Source organism: Streptomyces sp. NPDC053076 (assembly GCF_044546845.1).
Taxonomy (GTDB): domain Bacteria; phylum Actinomycetota; class Actinomycetes; order Streptomycetales; family Streptomycetaceae; genus Streptomyces.
Map to the genome: position 1 here is coordinate 267,225 of NZ_JBITZL010000005.1, position 25,291 is coordinate 292,515.

The following is a 25,291-nucleotide window of genomic DNA, read 5'->3' on the forward strand; positions in this document are numbered from 1 at the left end:
GGCGTCATGCCCTCGTACCGATTGCCGGGCCTCCGCGAGGATGAGCCATGACCTGCGGAGTACTCCCCTGGGTGGAGACGAGGGCCCGGCTCTCGGGGTCTTCCCGGAGGGGGCGCCCGCTCTGTCCGGTCATTTCCGACGCGTCCTGCGGGCCGGATGGAGTGACTTCGATCACTCGGGGTGGGGTCGGCGGGGGGCCGGGAGGTGGAGCCCGCTCCCGGGTGCGGCCGGGCCCACGGGCCGCCGGCGGCTTCCGGGCCGCGGACGTACGGCACCGTGCGCCGCGCCCCCCTGCTTTCCCAACCCCCCGATGAATCCAGCCGGTTGAGGCCACGACTGGCTCGAAGTGGCCGTACGGCAGCGCTTCCTGACCGCGTTTCACCTCACCCGGACGGCCCACACAATCCGTCCGGCCGAGAGGGCGCGGCCTCTGCGCGCAGGCGGCCGTGGAAACGTAAGCTGTGCCACGTCACAGGGACCGGGCAGCGGGGATGAACATGGCGATGATGCGCCTGAGGCGCGAGGACCCGCGCGTCGTCGGCTCGTTCAGGCTTCACCGACGGCTCGGCGCGGGCGGGATGGGCGTGGTCTACCTCGGCTCCGACAAGAAGGGGCAGCGGGTCGCGCTGAAGGTGATCCGGCCGGACCTGGCGGAGGATCAGGAGTTCCGGTCGCGGTTCGCGCGCGAGGTGTCCGCGGCCCGGCGGATCCGGGGCGGGTGCACGGCCCGGCTGGTCGCGGCCGACCTGGAGGCCGAGCGGCCCTGGTTCGCCACCCAGTACGTGCCCGGCCCCTCCCTGCACGACAAGGTCGCCGACGAGGGCGCCCTCGGCGCGGCGGACACGGCGGCGGTCGGCGCGGCCCTGTCCGAGGGACTGGTCGCCGTGCACGAGGCGGGTGTCGTCCACCGGGACCTGAAGCCCTCCAACATCCTGCTGTCCCCCAAGGGGCCGCGGATCATCGACTTCGGCATCGCCTGGGCCACCGGGGCCTCCACGCTCACGCACGTGGGCACCGCGGTCGGCTCCCCCGGTTTCCTCGCCCCCGAGCAGGTGCGCGGGGCGGCGGTCACACCCGCCACCGACGTCTTCTCCCTGGGCGCGACCCTGGCATACGCCTCGACCGGCGACTCGCCCTTCGGGCAAGGCAGTTCCGAGGTGATGCTGTACCGGGTGGTGCACGAGGAGCCGCAGCTGTCCGGCGTACCGGACGCGCTCGCCCCGCTGGTCCGGGCCTGCCTGGCGAAGGACCCCGACGAGCGGCCCAGCACCCTCCAGTTGTCGCTGCGGCTGAAGGAGATCGCGGCCCGGGAGGCGCAGGGGCTGGCCGACGTACGGCCGCCCGCGCCGCGTGCCGCCGAGGCGGACCGGCCCACCGGCCGGCTCGTCGACACCTACCCCGAGCAGCAGCGCACCCAGCGGCGTACCGCCCCCGGTACGCCGCTGCCGCGCGGGGGCACGCCGGCCCGGGGCGGGGCGCCGTCCAGGGGCGGGGGCTCGGCGCGTGGCGACATGCCGTCCCGCGGTGGGGCGTCCTCGCGTGGCGGCAGCGGTGCGCGCGGCGGTGCCGCATCCTCCCGGCAGGGTACGGCTCGGCCCACTCCGGCACCGCGTGGCGGCGGCCCTCGCTCCAGCGGCGGCCGGCCCGCGCCGCGCGGCGGTTCCGGGCGGCCGGGGCAGCGTCCGGCGGGGTTCGGCCTACGGCCGGCCAATCCGCGGCTGCTGCGGCAGCGGCTGTTCGTGTTCGTGGTGGTGACGCTGCTGGTGGCGCTCGGCATCGCGGTGGCCCAGGGCTGCCAGGGTCCGGCGCGCGGGCTCGGCGACGACGGCGGCGGCCGGCGGCAGCGGCACGCGCAGCCGAGCTATCCCCCACCGGGCGACGGCGGGTACCCGTCGGACCGGCGTCCATCGGTGCTGAGCAACGACGCCGGGAACTGAGCGCCGGGCCCGGGTGCCATTGGTGCTGCCGGGTCCTCGACGACCCAACTGCGGCCGTTGAAACTGACCGTGGCGTGTCGCCAGGGGCCGGGACCGAGAGGAGCACCGGTTCCTGCCCCGGTCGCAACTCCGGCCGGTCGCAACTCCGGCCGGTCAGAACTCCGGCCGGTCAGGGCTTCAGGTGGTCAGGACTCCGACCGGTCAGGGCTTCAGGTGGTCAGGACTCCGGCCGGCCCGTCGCCACCGCGTAGAACGCGACCGCGGCAGCCGCCCCCACGTTGAGCGAGTCGACGCCGTGGGACATCGGGATGCGAACCCACTCGTCGGCGGCGACCAGGGCCTGTGTGGACAGCCCGTCGCCCTCCGCGCCGAGCATGAGCGCCACCCGGTCCATCCGGTGCGGGGCGGCCTCGTCCAGGCTGCTGGCCTTCTCGTCCGGGGTGAGCGCGAGCAGGGTGAAGCCCGCCTCGCGGACCGAGTCCAGGTCCCGCGGCCAGGTCTCCAGACGGGCGTACGGCACCGAGAACACCGCCCCCATGGAGACCTTCACGCTCCGCCGGTACAGCGGATCGGCGCAGTCGGGCGACAGCAGCACCGCGTCCATGCCGAGGGCCGCGGCCGACCGGAAGATCGCGCCGATGTTGGTGTGGTCGTTCACCGACTCCATGACCACCACCCGGCGGGCGGTGCGGAGCAGTTCGCCGGCCGTCGGCAGGGGCTTGCGCTGCATGGACGCGAGAGCGCCGCGGTGCACGTGATAGCCGGTGACCCGTTCGGCGAGTTCCGGGGTGACGGCGTAGACCGGTGCCGGGAGTTCGTCGATGACGTCGCGCATGACGTCGATCCACTTGGCCGAGAGCAGCATCGACCGCATCTCGTAGCCGGCTTCCTTGGCCCTGCGGATGACCTTCTCGCCCTCGGCGATGAACAGGCCCTCGGCGGGCTCCCGCTTGCGGCGCAGCTCGACGTCGGTCAGACCTGTGTAGTCGGAGAGGCGCGGGTCGTCGGGATCCTCGACGGTGATGAGATCGGCCACAGGGTGATACTGCCTTGTCCTGGGTGTGGTGCCAACGGCTCGGAAGGGGTGTGTTACCCCGGGTTACGGGTGATCAAGCGGTGGACTCGGGGCCGACCCGCACGACCTCGCCGATGACGATGACCGCCGGCGGCCTCACGTCCTCGGCCCGTACGGTGTCGGCGACCGTGGCCAGGGTGGCGTCCACACGGCGCTGCGCGGCCGTCGTCCCCTCCTGGACGAGAGCCACCGGCGTCCGCGGTGACCTGCCGTGCGCGACGAGCGTCTCGGCGATCTTCCCGATCTTGTCGACGCCCATCAGGATCACCAGGGTGCCGGTGAGCTTGGCCAGCGAGGGCCAGTCGACCAGGGACCGCTCGTCGTCGGGCGCCACATGGCCGCTGACCACGGTGAACTCGTGGGCGACCCCCCGGTGCGTGACCGGGATGCCGGCCGCGCCGGGCACCGAGATCGAGCTGGAGATGCCGGGGACCACCGTGCACGGGACGCCCGCCTCGGCGAGCGCCTGGACCTCCTCCATGCCCCGGCCGAAGACGAACGGGTCGCCCCCCTTGAGCCGGACGACCGCCTTGCCCTGCCTGGCATGCTCGATGAGCGCGTCGTTGATGGCCTCCTGGGCCATGTACCGGCCGTACGGGATCTTCGCCGCGTCGATCACCTCGACGTGCGGCGGAAGCTCGGCGAGCAGATCGCGCGGGCCCAGCCGGTCGGCGATGACGACGTCCGCCTCGGCGAGAAGGCGCCGGCCGCGGACCGTGATCAGGTCGGGGTCGCCGGGGCCGCCACCGACCAGGGCCACACCGGGCGTGCGGGTGCGGTGGTGCGGGGCGACCAGAGTGCCGTCACGCAGGCCCGCGACGACCGCGTCCCGGATGGCGGCGGTGTGGCGCGGGTCGCGGCCACGCGCGTTCGTGGTGAGTACGGCGACGGTGACGCCCTCACTGTGGCCGGTCGCCGGAGTCCATGCCGTGGCCCGGTCCGCGTCGTCGGAGCGGACGCACCAGACACGGTGCCGCTCCGCCTCGGCGGAGGCCCGTGTGTTCGCCTCGGGGTCACTGGTGGCGACGAGGGCGTACCAGGCGTCGGCGAGGTCGCCGTCCTCGTATCCGCGCCGCACCCAGCTGATCTCGCCCGCGTCCGCCATGGCCTCGACGGAGGGCGTCGCTTCGGGAGAGACCAGCACGATGTCCGCACCCGCGGCGATGAGCGCCGGCAGACGCCGTTGAGCCACCTGACCGCCGCCGACGACGACCACACGGCGGCCGGAGAGGCGAAGACCTACGGGGTAGGCGGGGTGTTCGGCCATGAGGTACGGCTCCTCGTGCAGCTGTGAGATGGGCGCGCTGCACCTTCGGAGCGGCCCTGACGTGCGGATTTTATGTCGTGGACGCAGCAGACGGCACGGGTGGTCCGGCAGTTGGGCACCGGACCACCCGTGGCGCGGCGGCTACTTCTCGGTGACCCCCGCGGAGTCGAACGTCGCCACCTCGTGCATGGCGCGCGCCGTGCTCTGCACCAGCGGCAGCGCGAGCAGCGCGCCCGTGCCCTCGCCGAGACGCAGGTCGAGGTCGACCAGCGGGCGCAGTCCCAGCTTGTTGAGGGCCACCACATGGCCCGGCTCGGCGCTGCGGTGACCGGCGATGCAGGCGGCGAGCACCTCGGGGGCGATGGCGCGGGCGACGAGGGCCGCGGCGCCGGCGCTGACCCCGTCGAGGATCACCGGCGTACGCAGCGAGGCGCCGCCGAGCAGCAGGCCGACCATGGCAGCGTGCTCGAAACCGCCGAGCGCGGCGAGCACGCCGATCGGATCGGCCGGGTCCGGCTGGTGGAGCTCCAGCGCGCGGCGGACCACCTCGGTCTTGCGGGCCAGCGTCTCGTCGTTGATGCCGGTGCCGCGACCGGTCACCTCGGCCGGGTCGACACCGGTGAACGCGGAGATCAGCGCGGCGGACGCGGTCGTGTTGGCGATACCCATCTCACCGGTGAGCAGCGCCTTGTTACCGGCCGCCACCAGGTCGCGGGCGGTCTCGATGCCCACCTCGATGGCCGCCTTGGCCTCCTCACGGGTCATCGCGGGGCCGGTGGTCATGTCGGACGTGCCACCACGGATCTTGCGCGGCAGCAGCCCGGGGGTGGCCGGCAGGTCGGCGGCCACGCCCACGTCCACGACGCACACCTCGGCACCGACCTGGGTGGCGAAGGCGTTGCAGACGGCTCCCCCGCCGAGGAAGTTGGCCACCATCTGGGCGGTGACCTCCTGCGGCCAGGGGGTGACGCCCTGGGCGTGTACGCCGTGGTCGCCGGCGAAGATCGCGACGGCGGCGGGTTCCGGGATCGGCGGCGGGCACTGCCGGGACAGCCCGGACAGCTGCGCGGAGATGATCTCCAGCATGCCGAGCGCGCCGGCCGGCTTGGTCATGCGCTTCTGGCGCTCCCATGCCTCGCCGAGCGCCTTGGCGTCGAGCGGGCGGATCTGTGCGACGGTCTCGGCGAGCAGGTCGTGGGGTTCCTCTCCGGGCAGGGCGCGGCGGCCGTACGTCTCCTCGTGCACCACCCAGGACAGGGGGCGCCGTTTGGACCAGCCGGCCTGCATCAGCTCCGGCTCGTCCGGGAACTCGTCGACGTACCCGACGCACAGGTAGGCGACGACCTCCAGATGCTCGGGCAAGCCGAGCGTGCGGACCATCTCCCGCTCGTCGAAGAAGCTGACCCAGCCGACGCCGAGTCCTTCGGCGCGGGCGGCGAGCCAGAGGTTCTCCACCGCGAGCGCCGAGGAGTAGGGCGCCATCTGCGGCTGGGTGTGACGGCCGAGCGTGTGCCGGCCGCCGCGGGTGGGGTCGGCGGTGACGACGATGTTGACCGGGGTGTCGAGGATGGCCTCGATCTTCAGTTCCTTGAACTGCTTCGCCCGGCCCTTCGGCAGCGACTTGGCGTACGCCTCGCGCTGCCGCATCGCCAGTTCGTGCATCGTCCGCCGGGTCTCGGCGGACCGGATGACGACGAAGTCCCAGGGCTGCGAGTGGCCCACGGACGGTGCGGTGTGCGCCGCCTCCAGGACCCTGAGCAGCACCTCGTGCGGGATGGGGTCGCTGCGGAAGCCGTTGCGGATGTCGCGGCGCTCGCGCATCACCCTCAGAACGGCCTCGCGCTCCGCGTCGGCGTATCCGGGCGCGGCCGGGCCGGTGGACTGTCGTGCTTCCGCCACTGCGGCCATGCCCTCTTCCTGGTCGGCGACCCTGGTACGCAGGTCCTCCGCGTGCTGTACGACGTCGGGTGTGTGTTCCGCGTCCGGTGCGGCCGGTACGCCGGCCGGCTCACCCTCGCGCGGCGCCGGCACCATGGCCACCGGCTCCGGCTGCGCCCACTGCTCCGGCTGCTCCGGCTGCTCCGGCTGCTCCGGTTGCTCCGGCTGCTCCTGCGGTCCCTGCGCGTCGGGGGCCGGGCGGCCCTCCGGGGGCAGGATGAGCGGCTGCGGCGGGGTGGGTGCCAGATGCGGGGTGGTGGGCACCTGGCCCTCCACCGGTACGAACTGCCCGAGCGGCTGCTCCGGGTGCGGCACTCCCGGCAGACCGGAGGGCATGAGCTGCTCCGGGTGCTGCGGGGCGGGCATCGCGGGGTCCGTTACGGCGGTGTCCGGCACCTGCGGCTGGTGCTGCGGACCGACAGCCGGTGCCGGGTCGGCAGCCGGGGCCGGGTCGACAACCGGGGCCGGGTCGGCCGGTGCCGGGTCGGCAACCTGGGCCGGGTCTGCAGCCTGGCCGGTCGCGTCCCCGTCACCGGTGTCCGCTGCCTGCGGCTGCGGCTGCGGCGCTACGGCGGACACGGTGGTGGCGTGGGCGTCGTGGGGGACGTTCTCGGCCAGCTGCGGTCCCTGCACCTGGAGCACAGCCGGCTCGGACGCCTCCACAGCCTCGGTGTCGTCACCGGCGTGCGCGACGGGTCCGGCGTCCGGGGCCGCGGCGGCCGCGACCACCTCGGCCTGCGGCACTTCGGCGGCGACGGCTGCTCCGGCCTGCGGCGCCATGGCGTCGGGGGCCTGGGGCTGGGGTGCCTCCGGCGCGGGGGCACCGGGCTGCTGGGCCTGCACGGCGGCGGGGTCCTGGTCCTGCGCCGCGGCCGGGTCCTGAACCGGCACGGCGGCGGGGTCCTGAACCTGCATGACGGCCGGGTCCTGAACCTGCACGGCGGTCGGTTGGGCGGCCGGTACGACGTCGTCGGCGCCGGGGGTCTCCACGCCCGGCTGAGCCGGAACGCCACCGCCTACGGTCTCGGCAGCGCCCTGCGGGGCGCCGGGCTCGGCAGGGGCGGCGGCGGGCGGGATCTCGCCGGGAGCCGGGCCGGCGGCAGCGGTCTGAACGACATCCTGGGCGGCTGCCGGGTCGGTGAGCTGGGCCGCGCCATCGGCAGGGGCGGCGTCGACGGGCTGGGCCACGACGCCCTGGACGACAGCCGCATCGGTCGCCTGGGCCGCACCCTGGACGGCAGCCGGGTCAACGGGCTGAGCACCCTCACCGAGAGCCACGCCGACGGGCTGAGCCACACCCTGGACAGCCGGATCGGTCGCCTGGACGGCAGCCGGGTCAACGGGCTGAGCACCCTCGCCGAGAGCCACGCCGACGGGCTGAGCCACACCCTGGACGGCAGCCGGATCGACCGTTTGGGCCGCACCCTGGACGGCAGCCGGCTCGGTCGCCTGGGCCACCTGCTGAGCGGAAGCCGGGTCGACGGACGCGACCGCGCCCTGGCCGGCCGTGGGGTCCGTGGCCCCGGCGGGAGGCTGCGCCTGGGCAGGGCCGGTGACCTGGGTGGGGTCGGCGAGGTGCGCGGCGTCGGCGGCCTGCGCGGCCTCACCGAGCGGCGCGGAACCCTCGGCGGCCTGCGCAACATCCGCGGCCTGCGGGACCTCGCCGACCTGGGCGGCCACATCCGCCTGCGCGCCTTCCGCAGGCTCCACGCCCTCGACCGTTTCGCCGGCCGAGGCGGTCGGCTGAGCCGCCTCGGCGACCGCCGTCTGCACCACGGCCGTCTGCTCCACAGCGGCCTCCGCCGACGCCGGATCGGCCGTCGCCTGATCGGTCACCGCCGTGCCCACGCCACCGGCGGTCTCAGGGGCCGGCGCCACCTGCGCGTTGTCCGGCGTGCGGCCAGGTACGCCCTGGGCCGGCACCGAGGGGTCCTGTACAGCTTGTGCCGGAGCGCCCTGGTCCGTCTGCTCCGGAGCGCCCTGGTCCGCCGAGTCCGCCACGCCCTGAGCGGCATCGGCCTCGGGTCCCTGAGCGGCGGCGGCATCGGATGCGTCAGCGGGCACCTGGCCCTCGGCCCCGCCCGGCACCTCGGCGGCCCCGGCCGCTTCGGCGGGCGCCTGCCCGGGCTCCCCGCCCTCGGGTCCCTCGGGTACGACCACGGCACCTTCGGCAGCCGGTACGGCCTGCCCCGCCTGCGGCACCTCGGCCGTGACGCCGGCGTCGGGCACGGCACCGCTGTCACCGGCGGCCACGGAAGCCCGCGCACCGTCGGCGAGTTGCGTGCCCTCAGCACCCGGACCGACCGGAACCGGCACACCCTCGGCGCCCGGACCGACCGGAACCGGCACATCCTCGGCACCCGGACCGACCGGAACCGGCACACCCTCGGCACCCTGAGCCGCCGGGACCGGTACACCCTCGGCATCCTGAGCCGCCGGGACCGGCAGGCCCTCGGTGGTGGCGTCGGTCTGGGGCGTCGGCGGCTGACCGCTCTCGGGGCTCTGCACCACCGCGGCCGGAACGCCCTCGGCGCCCGGAACCGTCGGCGCGGTGTACACCCCGTCGTGGCCGTGCACCGGCTGCATGCCGTCATGGCCGTGCACGACGTGCCCCTGGCCGGTGTCGCCGGCGGCGCTCGGAGCCGCCGCCTGGTGCGCGAGGCGGGCCATCGCCGCCTGGGCGGCGTCGGCCGGCTCGGTGGCCCCGGGAGGGGCAACCGTTTCGGCGGCCGGTACCTGGGAGCCGACCTGGGCCGGGGCGGCCGGCGCCGCGCCCCAGGGGGCCGCGGACTGCGGTGCCATCTCACTCAGCGGCTGGGCATCGAGGTACTCGGGGCCCGTGGTCGGCGGCCCGGACTGGCGTACCGGCGCTCCGGCGGGGCCGCGGTCGGCGAGGGAGCGGACCGGGCTCGCGGAGGCGTCGGGGATGGGCGGGCCGAGGTGCAGCGGGCGGCGGGGCGGCTGGGGGGCGGCCGCCGGGTCGTGCGGCGCGGAGAGGATGGGCGACGGCGGCACCGATGCCGGGCCCTCGGGCAGGCGGACGCCGCTGAGGTCGACCGAGCCGCTGTCGCGGCCGGCCACCTCGTGCGGGCCCGGCTCGTGCACGGCCTCCACCACCGGTTCCGGAGCGGGTGGCGGCACCTCGTTGCCCCACGCGCCCTGGGCACCCGGCAGCAGCAGGTCTTCGTCCTCGGCGGGCGCCTCGGAGAGGTAGGTGTACGCGCCGTGCGCGAGGGCGCCCGGCTGATCCACCATGCCTGCGCTCTCCGGCAGCCCCTCGCCCGGGACCTGGCCGGTGTCGGTCATGCGTACCCCTCGCCCATCGGTTAGTGCTCCTACGACCAGCTCACCCGGAACGGCGCACCGACCGCCCCGCAGTGAAGAACGAGCGTCCGTGCCCAGCGGCACGAACGACCCGCCGGAAAAGGCGACAAAGCCATTCAGTGGCATTGTCCCGGCCGTTGCGCCGTCGCGACAGCGTGATCCGCGACAGCCCGCTGTGGACTGCGCCACGTTGCGCGTCCTCCGGTCCCGCAGTACCACACCCACCCCAAAACGGGCGTGCGATCCGGACATTGGCGAACGAAGTTCGGGCCACCGGTGCGGTACAACGATCGGCCAGCCTACCGCGCGCGGTACGACAACCCGATCACGGGGCGCGATCCGGCAGTACCCCGCTGAGCAGGAACGCTACGTTCCGCTCGGTCTCCGTCCAGGCCCTGGTGTCGAGTTCGACGGACTGGAGCAGGGCGCACTCGACCCGGTAACCGTGCTCGGTCAGGTCGCGGCCGACGCGTTCGGCCGCGTCCCGGGTCGCGGCGTGCGTGACGATGCGCTGCGGGCGCCGGTCGGCGACCGCGGAGACGACGGCCGCTCCGCCGCCGCCGACCCGTACCACGTCCGGCTCGGGCAGGTACTCGAGGACGTGCGGAGCGCTGCCGTGGACGACCTGGAGCTGGACGCCGGACCGGCGCGCGGCCCCATCGGCGCGGGCGCAGGCGGCCGGATCGTGGTCGACGGCGATGACGGCCGCACCGGCCCGCGCGGCCTCGGCGGCGAACGCGCCCGAGCCGCAGCCGATGTCCCACACGAGGTCGCCGACCCGGGGCCCGAGGCGGGCGAGTTGGGTGGCCCGCAGCAGTTCCGTCTCGCCCTCGCCGAGTCCGCCGCCGTAGGTCCCGTCGGGCTGCACCCAGCCGCGCGGGCCGGTGGCCGGGTCGCGTCCGGCGATCCAGCCGCCGCCCTCGGCCGCTCCGGCCGGCCCGCCGATGACGATCACCACGTTGGGGTCGCGCCAGGTGTGGTCGGCGGCCTTGTCGGAGGTGACGACGGTGACCTGTTCGCGTCCTGTGCCCAGTTCCTCGCAGATGACGAAGGTGCGGTGGACGCCCTCCAGCAGGAGGCCGAGCTCGGCGGGGCCGGCCCCCGGTGCGGTGAGGACGGCGACCTTGGTGTGGGCGCGGCAGACGTTCACGGCCCGGCGCAGGGTGCGCGGGTGGGCGACGACGACGTGGGCGTCGTCCCAGGGCATGCCGGCGCGGGCGAAGGCGGCGGCGACGGCGGAGACGGCGGGGACGACCTCGACCTCCAGGCCGAACTCGGGGGCCCGCAGGGTGCGTACGATGCCGAAGAAGCCGGGATCGCCGTCGGCGAGCACGACCGCGGTGCCGCGGTGGGCCGCGATGCGGCGCGCGGCCAGGGCGAGGCTGCCGAGGCGGATGCGTTCGGCGCGGGGCGGCACCTCGGGCAGTGCCAGGTGGTGGGCGGCACCGGCCACGAGGGTGGCGGCGCCGAGGGCGGCCCGTGCCGCGTCGGTCAGCGGCGAGCCGTCCCAGCCGATCACCGTGACCCGGTCGGCCATCGTCGTCAGTCTCCAGGAGTTTTGCTCAGGTCTTGGGGGAAAAGCCCGGGGCGGGCTCCGTGAGGGTACCTGGTGAGGCTGGGAGGCTCCGCCTCGCGGGCTCAGTCCCAGTCCGAGTACGAGGTGAAACCACCCGTGTCGGCCAGCTGCTCGCCGACCCCGGCCAGGTCCTCCGGCAGCAGGCTCCAGACGATCACGTCCGTACGCACTTCGGTCCAGGTCCCGTCGTCGGGCCTGGCGCGTGCTATCCAGGCGTTGCGCAGCACGCCCTCGCTGATGCAGCCGATCTTCTGGGCCACCTGCTGGGAGGCGGTGTTGTCGGCGGCGGTGCGCAGTTCGAGCCGCTCGAACTTCTGGTCGTGGAAGAGCCATTGGGCGGTGGCCAGGGCCGCTTCCGAGGCGTATCCCTCGCCGCGGGCCCAGGGGGCGATGACGTAGGCGATCTCGCTCGAGCGCACGCGCCAGTCCGTGTTCCGCAGGTGCACGATTCCGACGAGCCGCTGGGTGAGGAACTCGGTGACGGCGAGGACGATGCCGCGGCCCTCGGTGCGTTCGTCCGGGGCGAGCCGGGTGATCCACTGGCGGGCGTCGGCCTCGGTGTAGGGGTGGGGCACGGTGGTCCAGGCGACGACCTGCTCGTCGTTCATCATGTCGGCCAGGGCGGGGACGTCGTCCTCGTCCAGGGGACGCAGCACCAACCGCTCCGTGCTGATGGAGATGTTGGGGAAGGTGCTCGTCATGCGCCGCTCCGTAACCTTCGGGAAGTGCTCGAAAGACCGTCAGGGCCGTGGGGCCTGCTGAACTGCCCAGCATGCAGCATGGAACCACCGAACCGCACGACGGGGTCCACACCCGGTGAGGGCGCGGACCCCGTGCGTCGCGAAACGCCGTGTACGTGCTGTCGGCCGTGGCGGCTTCCGGCCGGTCTTCAGGTGCCGGGCGCCGGCCGTGACGTCCGAGGGGACGCCTCCGGCGCCGGCGGAGAGGTGGTCCCTTGCGCAGGGGAGCACCTCTGCGCAGGGGAGCACCTCGCCGGTCGGATCAGAAGGACGGGATGACCGAGCCCTGGTACTTGTCCTCGATGAACTTCTTGACCTCGGGCGAGGTGAGGAGCTTGGCGAGCTTCTTGACCCGCGGGTCGTTCTCGTTGCCCTTCTTCACGGCGAGGAAGTTGCCGTAGGGGTTGTTCTTCGGGGACTCCAGGACGAGGGCGTCCTTGGCCGGCTTCAGACCCGCGGAGATGGCGTAGTTGCCGTTGACCACGGCCGCGTCCACGTCGTCCAGGGAGCGCGGGGTCTGGGCCGCCTCGACCTCCTTGAACTTGAGGTCCTTGGGGTTCTTGGTGATGTCCTGCGGGGTGGCCTCGTTGCCGACGCCGTCCTTGAGGGTGATGAGCCCGTTGGCGGCGAGCAGCTTCAGGGCGCGGGCCTCGTTGACGGCGTCGTTCGGGACGGCGACGGTCGCACCGCTCTTGAGGGCGTCGGCCTTCTTGACCTTGTGGGAGTACAGGCCGAGCGGCTCCAGGTGCACCGTGACGACGGGCACGATGTGGGTGCCGCGCTTGTTGTTGAAGTCGTCGAGGTACGGCTGGTTCTGGAAGTAGTTGGCACCGACCGAGCCGTCCTCGGTCGCCGTGTTCGGCGTGATGTAGTCGGTGAACTCCTTGACCTCCAGGTCGAGGCCCGCCTTCTTCGCCAGCTTGTCCTTGACGAAGTCGAGGATCTCGGCGTGCGGGGTCGGGCTCGCGGCGACGACCAGCGGGCCGTCGGTGTCCAAGGAGGCGGAGTCCTTGCCGGAGCCGCAGGCGGTCAGCCCGAGGGTGAGGGCTCCGGCGGCGAGGACGGCGGTGGTGAGCTTGGCGGTGTTACGCACGAAAAGTGCCTTTCCTTAAGGGTGGTGCGACCCCGTGTATGGGTGTACGGGGAGTTCGGGGAGTGCTCAGGCGACCTTGCTGACGTCGGCCGCCGCGGGCTCCTTGGCCTTCAGCAGGCGGAGAGCCGGCATGGGGCCGGAGCGCGCGCCGCGGCCGTGCAGGGCGCGGGCGGCGAAGTCGCCGGCGAACTGGATGAGGGAGATGACGACGGCGAGGATCGCCACGGTGATCCACATCAGCTGGGTCTCGAAGCGCTGGTAGCCGTAGCGGACGGCGAGGTCGCCGAGGCCGCCGCCACCGACCGTGCCGGCCATGGCGGAGTAGCCGATGAGGGCGATGATCGTGGTGGTGGTGCTGGCGATCAGCGAGGGCAGGGCCTCGGGGACGAGGACCTTGCGGACGATCGTCCAGGTGTTGCCGCCCATGGACTGCACGGCCTCGACGAGCCCGTGGTCCACTTCGCGGACGGCCGTCTCGACCAGGCGGGCGAAGAAGGGGATGCCGCCGATGGCGAGCGGCACGATCGCCGCGGTGGTGCCGATCGTCGTCCCGGTGACCCAGCGTGTGAAGGTCATCAGCGCGACCATGAGGATGATGAACGGCATGGACCGGCCGATGTTCACGATCTGGCCGATCACCTTGTTGGCGACGACGTTCTGGAGCAGGCCGCCCCGGTCCGTGAGGACGAGGAGGATGCCGAGCGGAAGGCCGACGACGACGGCGATCAGGGTGGACCAGAGCACCATGGTGAACGTCTCGGAACACGCCTGCGACAGCAGTGGCTGCATCTCCGACCAGGTCACTTGGCACCTTCCTTCACCAGCAGGGCCTCCTGGCCCACTACGTCGATCTGCAGGCCCTGTTCGCGCAGGAAGCCGACCGGCACCACGTTGTCCTCGTAGCGGCCCGGCAGTTCGATGCGCATCCGGCCGACCTGCAGGCCGCCGACGGTGTCGATGGCGGCGCCGAGGATCGAGATGTCGATGTTGTAGGTGCGCGCGAGCTGGGAGATGACCGGCTGGGTGGCGGCCTCGCCGTGGAAGGTGACGTCGAGGACGGTCCGGTCGGGGCCGGTCGCCTCGCCGCCCACCGGGAACAGCGCGGCGGCGAGCTCCGAATCCGGGGTGGCCAGCAGCTCGCTGACCGTGCCGGACTCCACGATCCGGCCCCGCTCCATCAGCGCGGCGGAGTCGCAGATCGACTTCACGACGTCCATCTCGTGGGTGATGAGCAGGACGGTCAGGCCCAGCTGCCGGTTCAGGTCGCGCAGCAGCTGGAGGATGGAGCGGGTGGTCTCCGGGTCGAGGGCGCTGGTGGCCTCGTCGGAGAGCAGCACCTTGGGGTCGCCGGCGAGGGCGCGGGCGATGCCGACGCGCTGCTTCTGGCCTCCGGAGAGCTGGGCGGGGTACGCCTTGGCCTTGTCGGCGAGGCCGACGAGGTCGAGCAGTTCCAGCGCCTTGCGGGAGCGCGCCTTGCCGGACTTGCCGAGGATCTCCAGCGGCAGTTCGACGTTGTCCTGGACGGTCCGCGTGGACAGCAGGTTGAAGTGCTGGAAGACCATGCCGATCCGGCTGCGGGCCTGGCGCAGTTCCCGGCCGGCGCGCGGGCCGCGGCCGGCCAGGGCGGTGAGGTCCTGCCCGGCGACGGTCACGGTGCCGGAGGTGGGGCGCTCCAGCAGGTTGACGCAGCGGATGAGGGAGGACTTGCCGGCGCCGGACTGGCCGATGACGCCGTAGACCTCGCCTTCGCGGACGTGGAGGTCGACGCCGTCGAGGGCGGTGACCTCACGGCCGCGGGAGCGGTAGACCTTGGTCAGGCCCGATGTGGTGATCACGTGGGTTTCCGTCACTGTCGAGTGCGCGGGCGTGGGTGTGCCCGGGCACGGTGCGTTTCGTGCGTTCGTTCAGGGACGCGGCACGGTTCTCGGGTGGCGGTGGAACCGGGGAGAACGTCGTGTGCGCGCGGCGGCCTTCGGTCGCGTACGGCCGGAGTCGGACGCCGGGCGGGCCGCGGCTCTCGCTTCGGGGCGCGAGGCTCGGTTGGTGCGGGGGCCCTCTAGAAGGCGCACATTCGACACGGACACATACAACGAGCACCGGGCGTGAGGGTCGCCTCGGTCGCAAGGGTGCGGCAGCTCGTCGTGGTCATGCGATCAGTAAAGCAGACGGGCGGTCCTGACCGGACGCCGCCGTCCGCATAGTGGACAGCGGCGGACAGGGCCGGCCGGGGGCTCAGCCGCGGACGGCTATCTCCACTCCCCCGTCGGTGGCCAGTGCCGACAAGGCCGACAGGTCCGTCACCACCAGGTCGGCGTCCAGCTCGGTCGCCTGGTGGGTTGTGGCCAACGCCACGGTGGTCATGCCGGCCGCGCGGCCGGCCCGCAGTCCGGCGGGGGCGTCCTCGAAGACGACGCAGTGGGCGGGGTCGACGCCGAGCTGCCGGGCGGCGAGCAGGTAGGGCTCGGGGTCGGGCTTGCCACGGGTGACGTCGTCGGCCGAGATCAGGGCCTTCGGGAGGATGCCGACGGCACCCAGGCGGGCCTCGGCCAGGCGCCGGGTGGCGGAGGTGACGACGGCCCAGCGGTCGGCGGGCAGGGAGTCCAGGAACTCCCGGGTCCCGGGCAGCAGGCGCACGCCGCCGTTCGCCACGTCCTCGACCTCCAGCTGCTCGACCCGGGCGACGGCCTCCGGCACCAGGCGGGCGGGCAGCAGGTCGCCGACGATCTCGACGGCCGTGCGTCCGTGCAGTTCCACGCGCCCGAACTCCTCGGCGGTGATCCCGTACTCCCCGGCCCAGCGGGTCCAGCAGCGCTCGACCGAATCGAGGGAGGAGACAAGGGTGCCGTCGTTGTCGAACAGGAGGGCGTGCGCGTGGATCGTCATGGTCTAGACCCTACGGGGTACGGCGGGGGCGGCGGCCGGCGCCCGATTCCGCCGTAATAAGGTCACGGCATGCTCAATGCCCTGACGCTGGTGACCGGCGTCGCCGCGCTGCTGCTCGCCGCCTGGTGCGGCTGGGCCGCCCATCGTGACCAGCCGACGAAGGACTGGCATTTCATCGCCATGGCCGTGGTGTCGCTGCTGGCCGTCGTCCAGCTGGTTTTCGGGGTCGTGCAGCTGGCGCGGGGCGAGAAGCCGGAGCAGGGCACGACGATCTTCGTGGCGTATCTGCTGGGCGCGTTCGCGTGCGTCCCGGCTGCGGGGCTCATGTCGCTGGCCGAGCGGACCCGCTGGGGCTCGGTGACGGTCGCGGCGGGCGGCGTGGTGCTGGCCGTCCTGGAAGTACGGCTCTACGACATCTGGGGAGGCTGAGGTGACGGCGGTGGAGGAGAAGCCCGTCCGGCTGATCAGCGGGCCGGGCGTCCTGCTCGTCTGGCTCTACGGCGTGATGGTGGTCGGCGCGGTGTCGCGTTCGGCGTACCAGATCGCCACGGAGTTCGACCGGGCGCCGCTCGCGTATTCCTTGTCGGCCGTGGCCGGAGTGGTGTACGCGTTCATCACGTACACGCTGGTCCGGGGTGGCGAGACGGCCCGCAGGGCGGCGCTGGTGTGCTGCGCCGCCGAGTTGGCGGGCGTGCTGATCGTCGGCACCTGGACGCTGGTCGAGCCGTCCGCGTTTCCGGATGCGACCGTGTGGTCGAAGTACGGGGCCGGGTACCTCTTCATCCCCGTCCTGTTGCCGCTTTCCGCCATGCGCTGGTTGCGGAAGGCGTCTGCCGGGCGGGCTGCCTGAGGCAGGCTCACGGGCGCGGGTGCGTCGCCGGTACGCAGGTGCGCCCTGTTACGCGGGTACGTCCCGGTCAAGCGGGTGCGCCCGGTGACGCGGGCGCGCCCCGGTCACCCGCGCGGTCGCCCACGCCCTCGGGGCGCTTTCTCACGCCGTGGCCACGAAGGTGCCCGCCGGCTTCTCCAGGATGATCAGTTCCACTCCGTCCGCACCCTTGGAGCGGCCGACCGCCTCGTAGCCGGAGCGGCGGTACAGGCGGAGGTTGCCCTCGCTGCGGTGGCCGGTGAAGAGACGGAACCTGGTGGCGCCGCGCTCCTCGGCCAAGGACGCTTCGGCCGCGCGCAGCAGCCGCGCGCCGATGCCGTGGCCCTGCAGGCGCGGGTGGACGCAGAGCCTGCCGATGGCCGCCGCGCCGTCCTCGGTGAGCTTGCCGCGCACCGCGCCGACCACCTCGTCACCGAGCCGGGCGACGAAGACGCAGTCGGAGGCGACCTCCTGACGGACGGACTCCAGGCTCTGCACGAGCGGGTCGATGCGGTAGTTGCCGTACAGCGCCGCCTCGCCCTGGAAGCACAGGTACTGGAGCCTGAAGATCTGCTCCGCGTCCTGCTCGGTCGCCACCGAGATGGTCACGCTCATGCCCATGTGCGCACGCCTCCCGCTCACCTGATCACCTGTCGTCCCTCACTCCTATCCCCGTGCTTCGCACGGTGCAACCTCCGGTGTGAGCAATCGGCGCAGACATCCCAGACATCTGGAGCGTTCCGGGCCGAGACTGCCCTGTGAGATACCCAACTCCCCCGCGATTTCCCGGTATGTCAGGTCCCGCGGGGAGAGCAGCGCCTCCATGAGACGGGGACAGCGCCCCGGCAGGCGGCGCACCGCCTCCCGCACAGCGCGGTACCGGGCGGCGGTCAGGGCGTGCTGTTCGGGTCCGGGGCGGAGGTCGTCGGCCGGTTCATCGCCGTACGGCCGTTCGAGGCGCGTGGTACGGCGGCTGCGGCGGGCCTCGGCGCGGACGGCCTTGCGCAGCCAGCCGGGCGGGTCCGACGGCGGCCCGTCGGTCTCCAGCCGCTCCAGCAGCCGCAGCCACACGGCCTGTTCCAGGTCGCCCGGCTCACTTCCGAAGGCATGTGCCTCGGCGGAGGCTTCGGCGGTGAGCAGGGGGCGCAGGGCGGCTACCAGGTCGTGCGTCATACGCGGAACGACGCGCCGCCCCGGCGGCCGGTTGCCGGGGCGGCGCACAGTCACCCCGAACGAGGTGCCGGCCGGTGCGGTGGGTTGACGCCGTCAGCCGTTCAGGAAGTCGGCGCGGGCGAGCAGTCCGGTGTCGGCGTTGTCGGTGAAGACGCCGTCGATGCCGGTCGCGAAGTACGTCTTGAAGGCGCCGAAGACATCGCCGTAGGCGTCGGCGCCGCCGCCCTTGCGGTACTCGGCGGGCAGGAAGGGGTTCTCGTTGCGCATGGTGTACGGGTGCAGGACCAGACCGACCTTGTGCGCGTCGGCGACCAGCGTGGTCGGCTCGGCCAGGGTGCCGTCCGCCTTCTTCGGGATGACCAGGTCCAGGGTCGGGCCGATGCCCTGGGCGTAGCCGGCGATCTCACGCAGGCCCCGGGGCGTGATGAGGTCGGCGACCGTACGCGGGTCGTTCGCCTCGACGAAGTCGTAGGGGCGGCTGTCGGCCGAGGAGAGCAGGACGACGAGCGGGTTGTCGACCAGCTGGTTCAGCTTCTGGATGCTGGTGGGCTCGAAGGACTGGAGGATGACCGGGGAGTTCCGGTTGTCCTTGCCGTACTTGCGCAGCAGCTTCGCCACCCGCTCCTCCAGGCCGAGGCCCAGCTTGCGGAAGTAGGTGGGGTGCTTGGTCTCCGGGTAGATCCAGACCTGCTTGCCGCGCTTGCGGGTCTGCTCGTCCTGCCACTTGAGGACTTCCTCGAAGGTGGGGATCTCCCAGCGGCCGTTGTAGAGGGTGTTGTGCGGCCGGTTGGCGGGGATGCGCTCGACCGCGCGCAGCCGCTTCAGCTCGGCGAGCGTGAAGTCCTCGCTGAACCAGCCGGTGGTGGGGACGCCGTCGAGCACCTTGGTGGTCCTGCGGCCGGCGAACTCCGGATGCGCGGCGACGTCCGTCGTGCCGCCGATCTCCGGCTCGTGCCGGCAGACCAGATGGCCGTCCCTGGTGGGCACCAGGTCGCCCGCCTCGACCACGTCGGCGCCCAGGTCCAGGGCCAGGTTGTACGAGCCGAAGGTGTGCTCGGGGCGGTAGCCACTGGCGCCCCGGTGGCCGATGATCGTCGGCACCGGCAGGCTCCTCAGACCGCGGCCCCCGTGCCCGGCCGTCCGCGCGTCGGCGGCCCGGGCCGCGCCGGGCAGTCCGAGGACCGCTCCGCCCGCGCCGAGCACCGCGGCGCCGAGGAGCGCCCGCCGTCCCGTTCCCTGTGTCCGCCCGTTCGCCTGGTCGCTGCCCATGAGCACTCTCCTGCCGCTTTCGCTCCTTCAGTGCGCGCCGATCGTAGGGGCGTACACATGTCCGGAGGGAGGCCCTCGTTCGAACACCCGGATGATGTCGCGTGTCGACGGGGGGCGAGGTGACGGACCGTCTGCGGGCGGGGCCCCTGTCCGCGCGATGTCCGTCACATCCCCGCAAGGCCGTTACCCGCCGTCCTGCGTGCACCACCGCAGGTAAACCCGCGTCAACACTTCGTAAGACCTCGGTGAACCGGGCGTCCCCGATGTGCGCGCGGACCGGCGCCGCGAGTAATGTCCTCACCTGCACAGACTCATATCGCCCCCCTTGACATCGGAGGACCCGTTGTCCCGCTTCGCGCTCATCAAGGCAGTGCTCGCACCGATCATGCGCCTGATGTTCCGCCCACAGGTGGAGGGTGCGGAGCACATCCCGGGAGACGGGCCGGTGATTCTGGCCGGTAATCACCTCACGTTCATCGACTCGATCGTGCTGCCGATCGTCACCAAGCGCCAGGTGTTCTTCATCGGCAAGGACGAGTACGTCACCGGCAAGGGCGTCAAGGGCCGGCTCATGGCGTGGTTCTTCACCGGCGTCGGCATGATCCCGGTGGACCGGGACGGGGCGAACGGCGGCGTCGCCGCCCTGATGACCGGTCGTCGGATCCTGGAGGAGGGCAAAGTCTTCGGGATCTACCCGGAGGGCACGCGCTCGCCCGACGGCCGGCTGTACCGGGGGCGCACCGGCATCGCGCGGCTGACGCTGATGACCGGCGCGCCGGTGGTGCCGTTCGCCATGATCGGCACGGACAAGCTGCAGCCGGGCGGCCGGGGCATCCCGCGTCCCGGCCGGGTCACCGTCCGCTTCGGCGAGGCCATGGAGTTCTCGCGGTACGAGGGCATGGACCGCGACCGGTATGTGCTGCGGGCCGTGACCGACTCCGTCATGGCCGAAGTCATGCGGCTGTCGGGCCAGGAGTACGTGGACATGTACGCCACCAAGGCCAAGGCCGCCTAGAGCCGTCCGACGGACCGGCTCGGGGCCGGTGTCCGTCCGCCTGCCGGTGGAATCTGACGCCGACACATCGGGCATTCGGCTCTATAAAGGGGCCATATGACCACGCAACATGTCTGATTCAGGACATGTACAAACCTTCTCGGCGTACTCTGCTCCGTACCCCGATCGCCGCGGCCGGCGCGGGGTTCCTGGCAGCCTGCACCAGTTCCGATTCCGAGCCCAGCTCCGGACCCCAAGGCGCGCGCGACGGGGAGAGGTTCGTCCCGGCCGGGCCCAAGGGGTACGTCAACCCGTCGGACCCGGAGGTCCTCGCCGCCGAGCGGAAACGTGGGGCCGGCCGCGTGCGCACCTTTAGGTTCACCGCCGAGGAAGCCAAGCTGGACCTGGGTGGGCGGTCGGTCCGCACCTGGGCGTACAACGAGGAGGTGCCGGGCCCGCTGGTGCGGGTCACCGCCGGTGACGTGCTCGACCTGACGCTCGCCAACCGGCTGCCCGCCACGACCACGCTGCACTCCCACGGGGTCCGGCTGCGCTGCGACATGGACGGCGTCCCGGACCTGACCCAGCGCGCCATCCGCTCCGGGGACGACTTCCGCTACCACTTCACCGTCGCCCACCCGGGGACCTACCTGCTGCACTCCCACGTCGGGATGCAGCCCGACCGGGCCCTGTACGCGCCGCTCATCGTCGAGGACCCCAAGGAGCCCCTCTCCTACGACAAGGAGTGGGTCGTGATGCTGGACGACTGGCTCGACGGCGTGGAGGGCTCCACCCCCGACAACGTCCTGAACCAGCTCAAGCCCGGCGGCTCCATGGACATGGGGGGCATGGCCATGGGACCGGACCACCACAGCGCGAGCCCGAGCCGGCCGACGGGCGGGCACGCGTCGCCGTCCAAGAAGTCCTCGGGCCCCGACCGGGTGCTGCACAACTCCCACAGCCGCATGCTCCACGGCGAGGGCGGCAGCGTCGCCTACCCGCACTACCTGGTGAACGGGCGGCTGCCCGGCAATCCGTCGGTGTTCCGCTGCCGTCCCGGCGACCGCGTGCGGCTGCGCATCATCAACGCCGGTTCGGAGACCGCCTTCCGGGTGGCGCTCGGCGGCCACAAGATGACCGTCACGCACACCGACGGCTATCCCGTGAAGCACAAGGAGACCGACGCCCTCCTCGTCGGGATGGCGGAACGGTACGACGTTCTCGTCACCGTCCAGGACGGTGTCTTTCCCCTGGTCGCGCTCCCCGAGGGCAAGAAGGGCAAGGCCCTCGCCGTGCTGCGCACCGACAAGGGGAACAGGAACCTCCCCCCGGCCGACGTCCGCCCGGACGAACTCGACGGGAACACCGTCCCCGCGCGCCGCCTGCTGCCGGCCGACTCCGTGGCCCTCCGTGAGCGTGACCCCGACCGCGAACTGCGCATCAGGATCACCGGCAGCATGGAGAACTTCGACTGGGGTTTCGACCACAAGGCATACTCCGCGCAGCAGCGCCACCCGGTCCGCGCCGGTGAACGGGTGCGGCTCACCCTCATCAACGCCACGAGCATGTGGCACCCGATGCACCTGCACGGCCACACCTTCTCGGTGACCGGCCTGGACTCCGTGGGCGCGCGCAAGGACACCGCCCTCGTGCTGCCGCACCGCAAGCTGGTGATCGACTTCGACGCCGACAACCCGGGACTGTGGATGCTGCACTGTCACAACCAGTACCACTCGGAGAGCGGGATGATGACGGTGCTCGGCTACAAGAAGTGACCCTCGGGGTGGTTCGCCCCGAACGGGGCGCGGGTGCGGCGCGGCTTGTCGAGCCGCCGCGGCACACCCGCCCGGGACACGGTCCCGCGCCCCTAGCGGACGTCACCTCAGCCGGCGCTGTCCAGCTTCTGGTCCCTCAGCAGGACCCACGCCACCGCGGAGGCCGCCAGCAGGACCGCCGCGCCCGCTCCGGAGGCCAGGTGGAGGCCGTGGACGAAGCTGTCCCGGGCCGCGTCGAGAAGTGCCTGCGCCTGGTGCGGTGGCATGTCCGCCGCGGTCTCCACCGCCGCGCCCAGGGACTCGTGGGCCATGGCCGGGGTGCCGGCCGGCCCCGCGAAGTCACGGTAGGCACCGGTCACGATGGAGCCCAGTAGAGCGATGCCCAGGGCCGCGCCCAGCTCGTAGGCCGTCTCGGAGACCGCCGAGGCGGCGCCCGCCTGATCCTTAGGGACGCTGGAGAGGATGACGTCGGCGGTCACCGTGAAGGAGAAGCCCGCGCCGACGCCCACGACCAGCAGGGCGGCACCGAGCAGCGGGTAGCCGGTGGACTGGCCGAGCGTCGTCAGGGCGGCCAGGGCCCCACCGACCGCGGCCAGGCCGCCCGTGACCACCGTACGGACCGAGAAGCGCCGGGCGGCACGGCCCGCGATCAGACCCGCCGCCACCGCGCCCACCGCCGCGGGCAGTTCGGCCAGCCCCGCCTCGAACGGGTGTCGGCCCTGGACGAGTTGCAGGTACTGGGAGAGGAAGAACACCAGCCCGGACATGCCGAGGACCGTCAGCAGGTCGGCGAGGACCGCTCCGCTGAAGCCGCGGCGCCGGAACAGACGCATGTCCAGCAGCGGGACCGGCATGGTGAGCTGGCGGTGGACGAAGCCGTACAGGGCCGCCGCGCCCAGCAGGCCGGTGCCGAGGGTCGTCCAGGTGAAGCCGTGGGTGGCCGCCTCCTTGACCGCGTAGACGAGGGCGATCATGCCGACCAGCGACAGCAGGACGCCGGGCAGGTCCCACGGGCCCGGGTGGGGGTTGCGGGACTCGGGCAGGGTGCGGATGCCGACCAGGACCAGGACCGCCATCACGGGCAGGTTGATCAGGAAGACCGAGCCCCACCAGAAGTGTTCGAGGAGGAATCCGCCGGCGATCGGGCCGACGGCCGTACCGGCGGAGGCGGTGGCTCCCCAGATGCCGACGGCCAGGCTGCGCTCGCGCGGGTCGTGGAAGATGTTGCGGATCAGGGCCAGGGTGGCGGGCATCAGGGTCGCGCCCGCCACACCGAGCAGCGCCCGGGCCAGGATCATCAACTCGGGTGTCGTCGCGTAGGCGTTGAGCACGGAGATCGCGCCGAACACCGTCGCGCCGACGAGCAGGATCCGCTTGCGGCCGATGCGGTCGCCGAGGCTGCCCATGGAGACCAGCAGACCGGCGATGACGAAGGAGTAGACGTCACCGATCCACAGCAGCTGGGTGCCGGAGGGATCGAGGTCTTCGCTGATGTAGGGGGTCGCCAGGCCGAGGACGGTGGCGTCGACGGCCACCAGCAGCACAGCCAGGACGAGGACGGACAGCGCGAGCCAGCGGCCCGGACGCGTCACCGCCTCGGTCGCGTGTGCCGGCTGCAGGGTGCTGGTCATGATTCCTCTCTTCGTCACGCGTCTTCGTCACGCGTCTTCGTCACGCGCGTCAGTTCACGCGTCTTCTTTACGGGTCTTCGTCACGCGTTTTCGGTACGGAGCTTCGGTACGCGCCTTCGTCACGCGCCTTCGTCACGCGTCGGTGCGTCGGACGCCGCCGAGCAGCAGCTCGACGATCATGTAGGTGAAGTCCTTGGCGGCCACCCGGCCCTCGCTCACGGCCCAGGCGCCGGAGGCCAGCAGGCCGTACAGCGCCTCGGTGAGCCAGGCCGGAGTGAGGTCGATCCGGAACTCGCCGGCCTCCTGGCCGCGCCGGAACAGAGCCGTGAGGCGTTCGTCGATGCGGGCCCAGCCCTGGTTCTGCTGCTCGCCCTCGAAAAGCTGGTTCTCGGTGTAGAGGAAGGCGAGCAGTCCGCCGGCGGGTTCGAGCGCGCGGACGAGCCGGTGTACGGCCTCGGCCGCCGGGCCCTCGTCCAGCCGGGCCGTCTCCAGTGCCGTCTCGCACTCGGCGATGCCGAGCGCCTCCAGGGCCCGGACGAGGGCGTCGCGGCCGGCGAAATGGCGGTGCAGCGTGGCCCGGCTGATCCCGGCGGCCTTGGCGACCTCGTCCATGGTCGCGGTGGACTTGCGCGTCAGCAGGGCGGCTGCGCTGCGCAGCACCTGGTCACGATCGAGAGCCATGAGACAAGGATAGCCCATGTGAGACATCTTTGTCTCACCATAGGCATACGTGACTCATCTCTGCTGGTCAGCACGGTGATCGTCAGTGCCAGGGCAGCTGTCCCCGCCGCTCCCAGTAGGCGCCCGGCTCCTCCTTCAGCGTGGCGAGGCGGGTCAGCTGGTCCACGTCGAGGTCGACGGCGGGGGCGTGCAGGTTGGAGAGGAGCTGCGGGACGGTCGCGGCACCGGAGAGGACCACGCCGGCCCACGGCTGGCGCAGGACCCAGGCGAGAGCCACGGCGTCACAGCCGAGGGAGGTCTCCTCGGCCACCGCCCTCAGCATGTCCGGGGCGTGCGACGCGGCCAGCCGGCCGTTCGCCATGCCCTCCTTGACGATCACGGTGAGCCCGGCGTCGTGCGCCTCGGCGAGGGCGGGGCCGGCCGAGGTCTCCAGGACGTTGTACGTCGACTGGACGGTACGGAAGAGGGGCTCGCCGTCGACCGTGACGGCGAGGGCGGCGCGGATCGCGTCGGCCTGCCCCGGACCGCTGGTGGAGAAGCCGACGGTCAGACCGCCGGCGGCGGCTTCGGCCAGCCTGGCGTGGAGATCCCTGTCGGTGAGGGCCGGGCTGTCTGGGGTCACCGAGTGGATCTGGTAGAGGTCGAGCCGGTCACCGAGCAGGGCGTCGGTCTCGGCGCGCTGCCGGTCGTAGGTGTCGAGGCCGTGGTCCTTGACCTCGTGCGTCTCGGCGTCAGCCGACCAGTCGGCGGTGTAGGTGTAGCCCCATTTGCTGCCCACCACGATGTCGTCGATGTCGGGGTGGGCCTTCAGCCAGTCGGCCAGGAACTCCTCGGAACGGCCGTAGGAACGGGCGACGTCGAAGTAGCGGACGCCCTGGGCGTAGGCGGCGTCGAGGAGTTCGTGTGTGCGCTCCCGCAGGACCTCGACCGTGCGGTCCTCGGGGAGGTCGCTCTCGCGGCCGAGATTGATGTAGCCCGGGCGGCCGACGGCGGCGAGGCCCAGTCCGATGTGGCAGGTGGGGGTTGTCGCTGTGGCCAGTCGGGCGAAGGGCATCGCGGGCTCCGTT

Annotated in this window: 20 protein-coding genes and 1 pseudogene; 5 read left to right on the forward strand and 16 right to left on the reverse strand. The window is 72.6% G+C overall.

Going from position 1 to position 25,291, the window contains the following annotated elements; genetic code table 11:
• The first annotated feature begins 491 nt into the window (after positions 1 to 491).
• Positions 492 to 1,937, forward strand: coding sequence for a serine/threonine-protein kinase (locus tag ACIGYR_RS22555; RefSeq protein WP_399600856.1), 1,446 nt, complete (start codon positions 492 to 494; stop codon positions 1,935 to 1,937).
• A 12-nt stretch (positions 1,938 to 1,949) separates the two neighbouring features.
• Here ACIGYR_RS22555 and ACIGYR_RS22560 read toward each other — a convergent pair.
• From ACIGYR_RS22560 to ACIGYR_RS22605, 10 genes and pseudogenes are all read right to left on the reverse strand, one after another.
• Positions 1,950 to 2,020 (reverse strand): annotated as a pseudogene (locus ACIGYR_RS22560) (FHA domain-containing protein); the annotation flags it as partial.
• Between the two features lie 134 nt (positions 2,021 to 2,154).
• Complete coding sequence (locus ACIGYR_RS22565) at positions 2,155 to 2,973, reverse strand: TrmH family RNA methyltransferase (protein WP_399600858.1); 819 nt, start codon at positions 2,971 to 2,973, stop codon at positions 2,155 to 2,157.
• 73 nt (positions 2,974 to 3,046) lie between these two features.
• Positions 3,047 to 4,279 carry a uroporphyrinogen-III C-methyltransferase gene (cobA, locus tag ACIGYR_RS22570; protein WP_399600861.1) on the reverse strand — a complete coding sequence of 411 codons (1,233 nt, stop codon included), beginning with the start codon at positions 4,277 to 4,279 and terminating at the stop codon, positions 3,047 to 3,049.
• Between the two features lie 141 nt (positions 4,280 to 4,420).
• On the reverse strand, positions 4,421 to 9,523 hold the full coding sequence (gene cobT / locus ACIGYR_RS22575) for a nicotinate-nucleotide--dimethylbenzimidazole phosphoribosyltransferase (RefSeq protein ID WP_399600863.1): 5,103 nt from the start codon (positions 9,521 to 9,523) through the stop codon (positions 4,421 to 4,423).
• Between the two features lie 343 nt (positions 9,524 to 9,866).
• Positions 9,867 to 11,078, reverse strand: a complete 1,212-nt coding sequence (cbiE, locus tag ACIGYR_RS22580) for a precorrin-6y C5,15-methyltransferase (decarboxylating) subunit CbiE (RefSeq protein ID WP_391844609.1) — start codon at positions 11,076 to 11,078, stop codon at positions 9,867 to 9,869.
• A gap of 101 nt (positions 11,079 to 11,179) precedes the next feature.
• Positions 11,180 to 11,818 carry a GNAT family N-acetyltransferase gene (locus ACIGYR_RS22585; protein WP_391844607.1) on the reverse strand — a complete coding sequence of 213 codons (639 nt, stop codon included), beginning with the start codon at positions 11,816 to 11,818 and terminating at the stop codon, positions 11,180 to 11,182.
• A gap of 301 nt (positions 11,819 to 12,119) precedes the next feature.
• Positions 12,120 to 12,950, reverse strand: coding sequence for a MetQ/NlpA family ABC transporter substrate-binding protein (locus ACIGYR_RS22590; protein WP_391844605.1), 831 nt, complete (start codon positions 12,948 to 12,950; stop codon positions 12,120 to 12,122).
• 66 nt (positions 12,951 to 13,016) lie between these two features.
• A complete protein-coding gene (locus ACIGYR_RS22595) occupies positions 13,017 to 13,754 on the reverse strand; it encodes a methionine ABC transporter permease (RefSeq protein WP_399600868.1) in 738 nt (245 codons plus the stop codon).
• Positions 13,751 to 14,785 carry a methionine ABC transporter ATP-binding protein gene (locus ACIGYR_RS22600; RefSeq protein WP_399600870.1) on the reverse strand — a complete coding sequence of 345 codons (1,035 nt, stop codon included), beginning with the start codon at positions 14,783 to 14,785 and terminating at the stop codon, positions 13,751 to 13,753. Before ACIGYR_RS22600 ends, ACIGYR_RS22595 begins: the two co-directional genes overlap by 4 nt.
• 397 nt (positions 14,786 to 15,182) lie before the next feature.
• Entirely contained in the window at positions 15,183 to 15,833 is a 651-nt protein-coding gene (locus ACIGYR_RS22605) for an HAD family hydrolase (RefSeq protein ID WP_399600872.1), read from the reverse strand.
• Between the two features lie 69 nt (positions 15,834 to 15,902).
• Between ACIGYR_RS22605 and ACIGYR_RS22610 the strand changes: the two genes are divergently transcribed.
• Positions 15,903 to 16,262 carry a hypothetical protein gene (locus tag ACIGYR_RS22610; RefSeq protein ID WP_399600874.1) on the forward strand — a complete coding sequence of 120 codons (360 nt, stop codon included), beginning with the start codon at positions 15,903 to 15,905 and terminating at the stop codon, positions 16,260 to 16,262.
• Between the two features lies 1 nt (position 16,263).
• Positions 16,264 to 16,683 carry a hypothetical protein gene (locus ACIGYR_RS22615; RefSeq protein ID WP_391844595.1) on the forward strand — a complete coding sequence of 140 codons (420 nt, stop codon included), beginning with the start codon at positions 16,264 to 16,266 and terminating at the stop codon, positions 16,681 to 16,683.
• A 141-nt stretch (positions 16,684 to 16,824) separates the two neighbouring features.
• On the opposite strand, the gene ACIGYR_RS22620 is transcribed toward ACIGYR_RS22615, so the two are convergent.
• The 3 genes from ACIGYR_RS22620 to ACIGYR_RS22630 all read right to left on the reverse strand — a co-directional run bounded on the left by ACIGYR_RS22620 (position 16,825) and on the right by ACIGYR_RS22630 (position 19,143).
• Entirely contained in the window at positions 16,825 to 17,322 is a 498-nt protein-coding gene (locus ACIGYR_RS22620) for a GNAT family N-acetyltransferase (RefSeq protein WP_391844930.1), read from the reverse strand.
• Positions 17,323 to 17,367: 45 nt separating this feature from the next.
• Positions 17,368 to 17,874: a sigma-70 family RNA polymerase sigma factor gene (locus ACIGYR_RS22625; protein ID WP_399600877.1), complete on the reverse strand. Its 507-nt coding sequence runs from the start codon at positions 17,872 to 17,874 to the stop codon at positions 17,368 to 17,370.
• Positions 17,875 to 17,967: 93 nt separating this feature from the next.
• Positions 17,968 to 19,143 (reverse strand): glycerophosphodiester phosphodiesterase, encoded by a 1,176-nt coding sequence (locus ACIGYR_RS22630; RefSeq protein ID WP_399600879.1) that lies wholly within the window; start codon positions 19,141 to 19,143, stop codon positions 17,968 to 17,970.
• A 343-nt stretch (positions 19,144 to 19,486) separates the two neighbouring features.
• On the opposite strand from ACIGYR_RS22630, the gene ACIGYR_RS22635 reads away from it, so the two are divergent.
• Both ACIGYR_RS22635 and ACIGYR_RS22640 read left to right on the forward strand, forming a co-directional pair.
• Positions 19,487 to 20,158, forward strand: coding sequence for a lysophospholipid acyltransferase family protein (locus tag ACIGYR_RS22635; protein ID WP_391844928.1), 672 nt, complete (start codon positions 19,487 to 19,489; stop codon positions 20,156 to 20,158).
• Positions 20,159 to 20,283: 125 nt separating this feature from the next.
• The gene (locus ACIGYR_RS22640) at positions 20,284 to 21,912 is read left to right on the forward strand and encodes a multicopper oxidase family protein (protein WP_391844589.1); all 1,629 of its coding nucleotides are present in this window, start codon (positions 20,284 to 20,286) and stop codon (positions 21,910 to 21,912) included.
• Between the two features lie 107 nt (positions 21,913 to 22,019).
• On the opposite strand, the gene ACIGYR_RS22645 is transcribed toward ACIGYR_RS22640, so the two are convergent.
• The 3 genes from ACIGYR_RS22645 to ACIGYR_RS22655 form a co-directional block, all read right to left on the reverse strand.
• The gene (locus ACIGYR_RS22645) at positions 22,020 to 23,543 is read right to left on the reverse strand and encodes an MFS transporter (protein WP_399600883.1); all 1,524 of its coding nucleotides are present in this window, start codon (positions 23,541 to 23,543) and stop codon (positions 22,020 to 22,022) included.
• 132 nt (positions 23,544 to 23,675) lie between these two features.
• Positions 23,676 to 24,224, reverse strand: coding sequence for a TetR/AcrR family transcriptional regulator (locus tag ACIGYR_RS22650; RefSeq protein ID WP_399600886.1), 549 nt, complete (start codon positions 24,222 to 24,224; stop codon positions 23,676 to 23,678).
• An 82-nt stretch (positions 24,225 to 24,306) separates the two neighbouring features.
• Positions 24,307 to 25,278, reverse strand: a complete 972-nt coding sequence (locus tag ACIGYR_RS22655) for an aldo/keto reductase (RefSeq protein WP_391844583.1) — start codon at positions 25,276 to 25,278, stop codon at positions 24,307 to 24,309.
• Between the last annotated feature and the right edge of the window lie 13 nt (positions 25,279 to 25,291).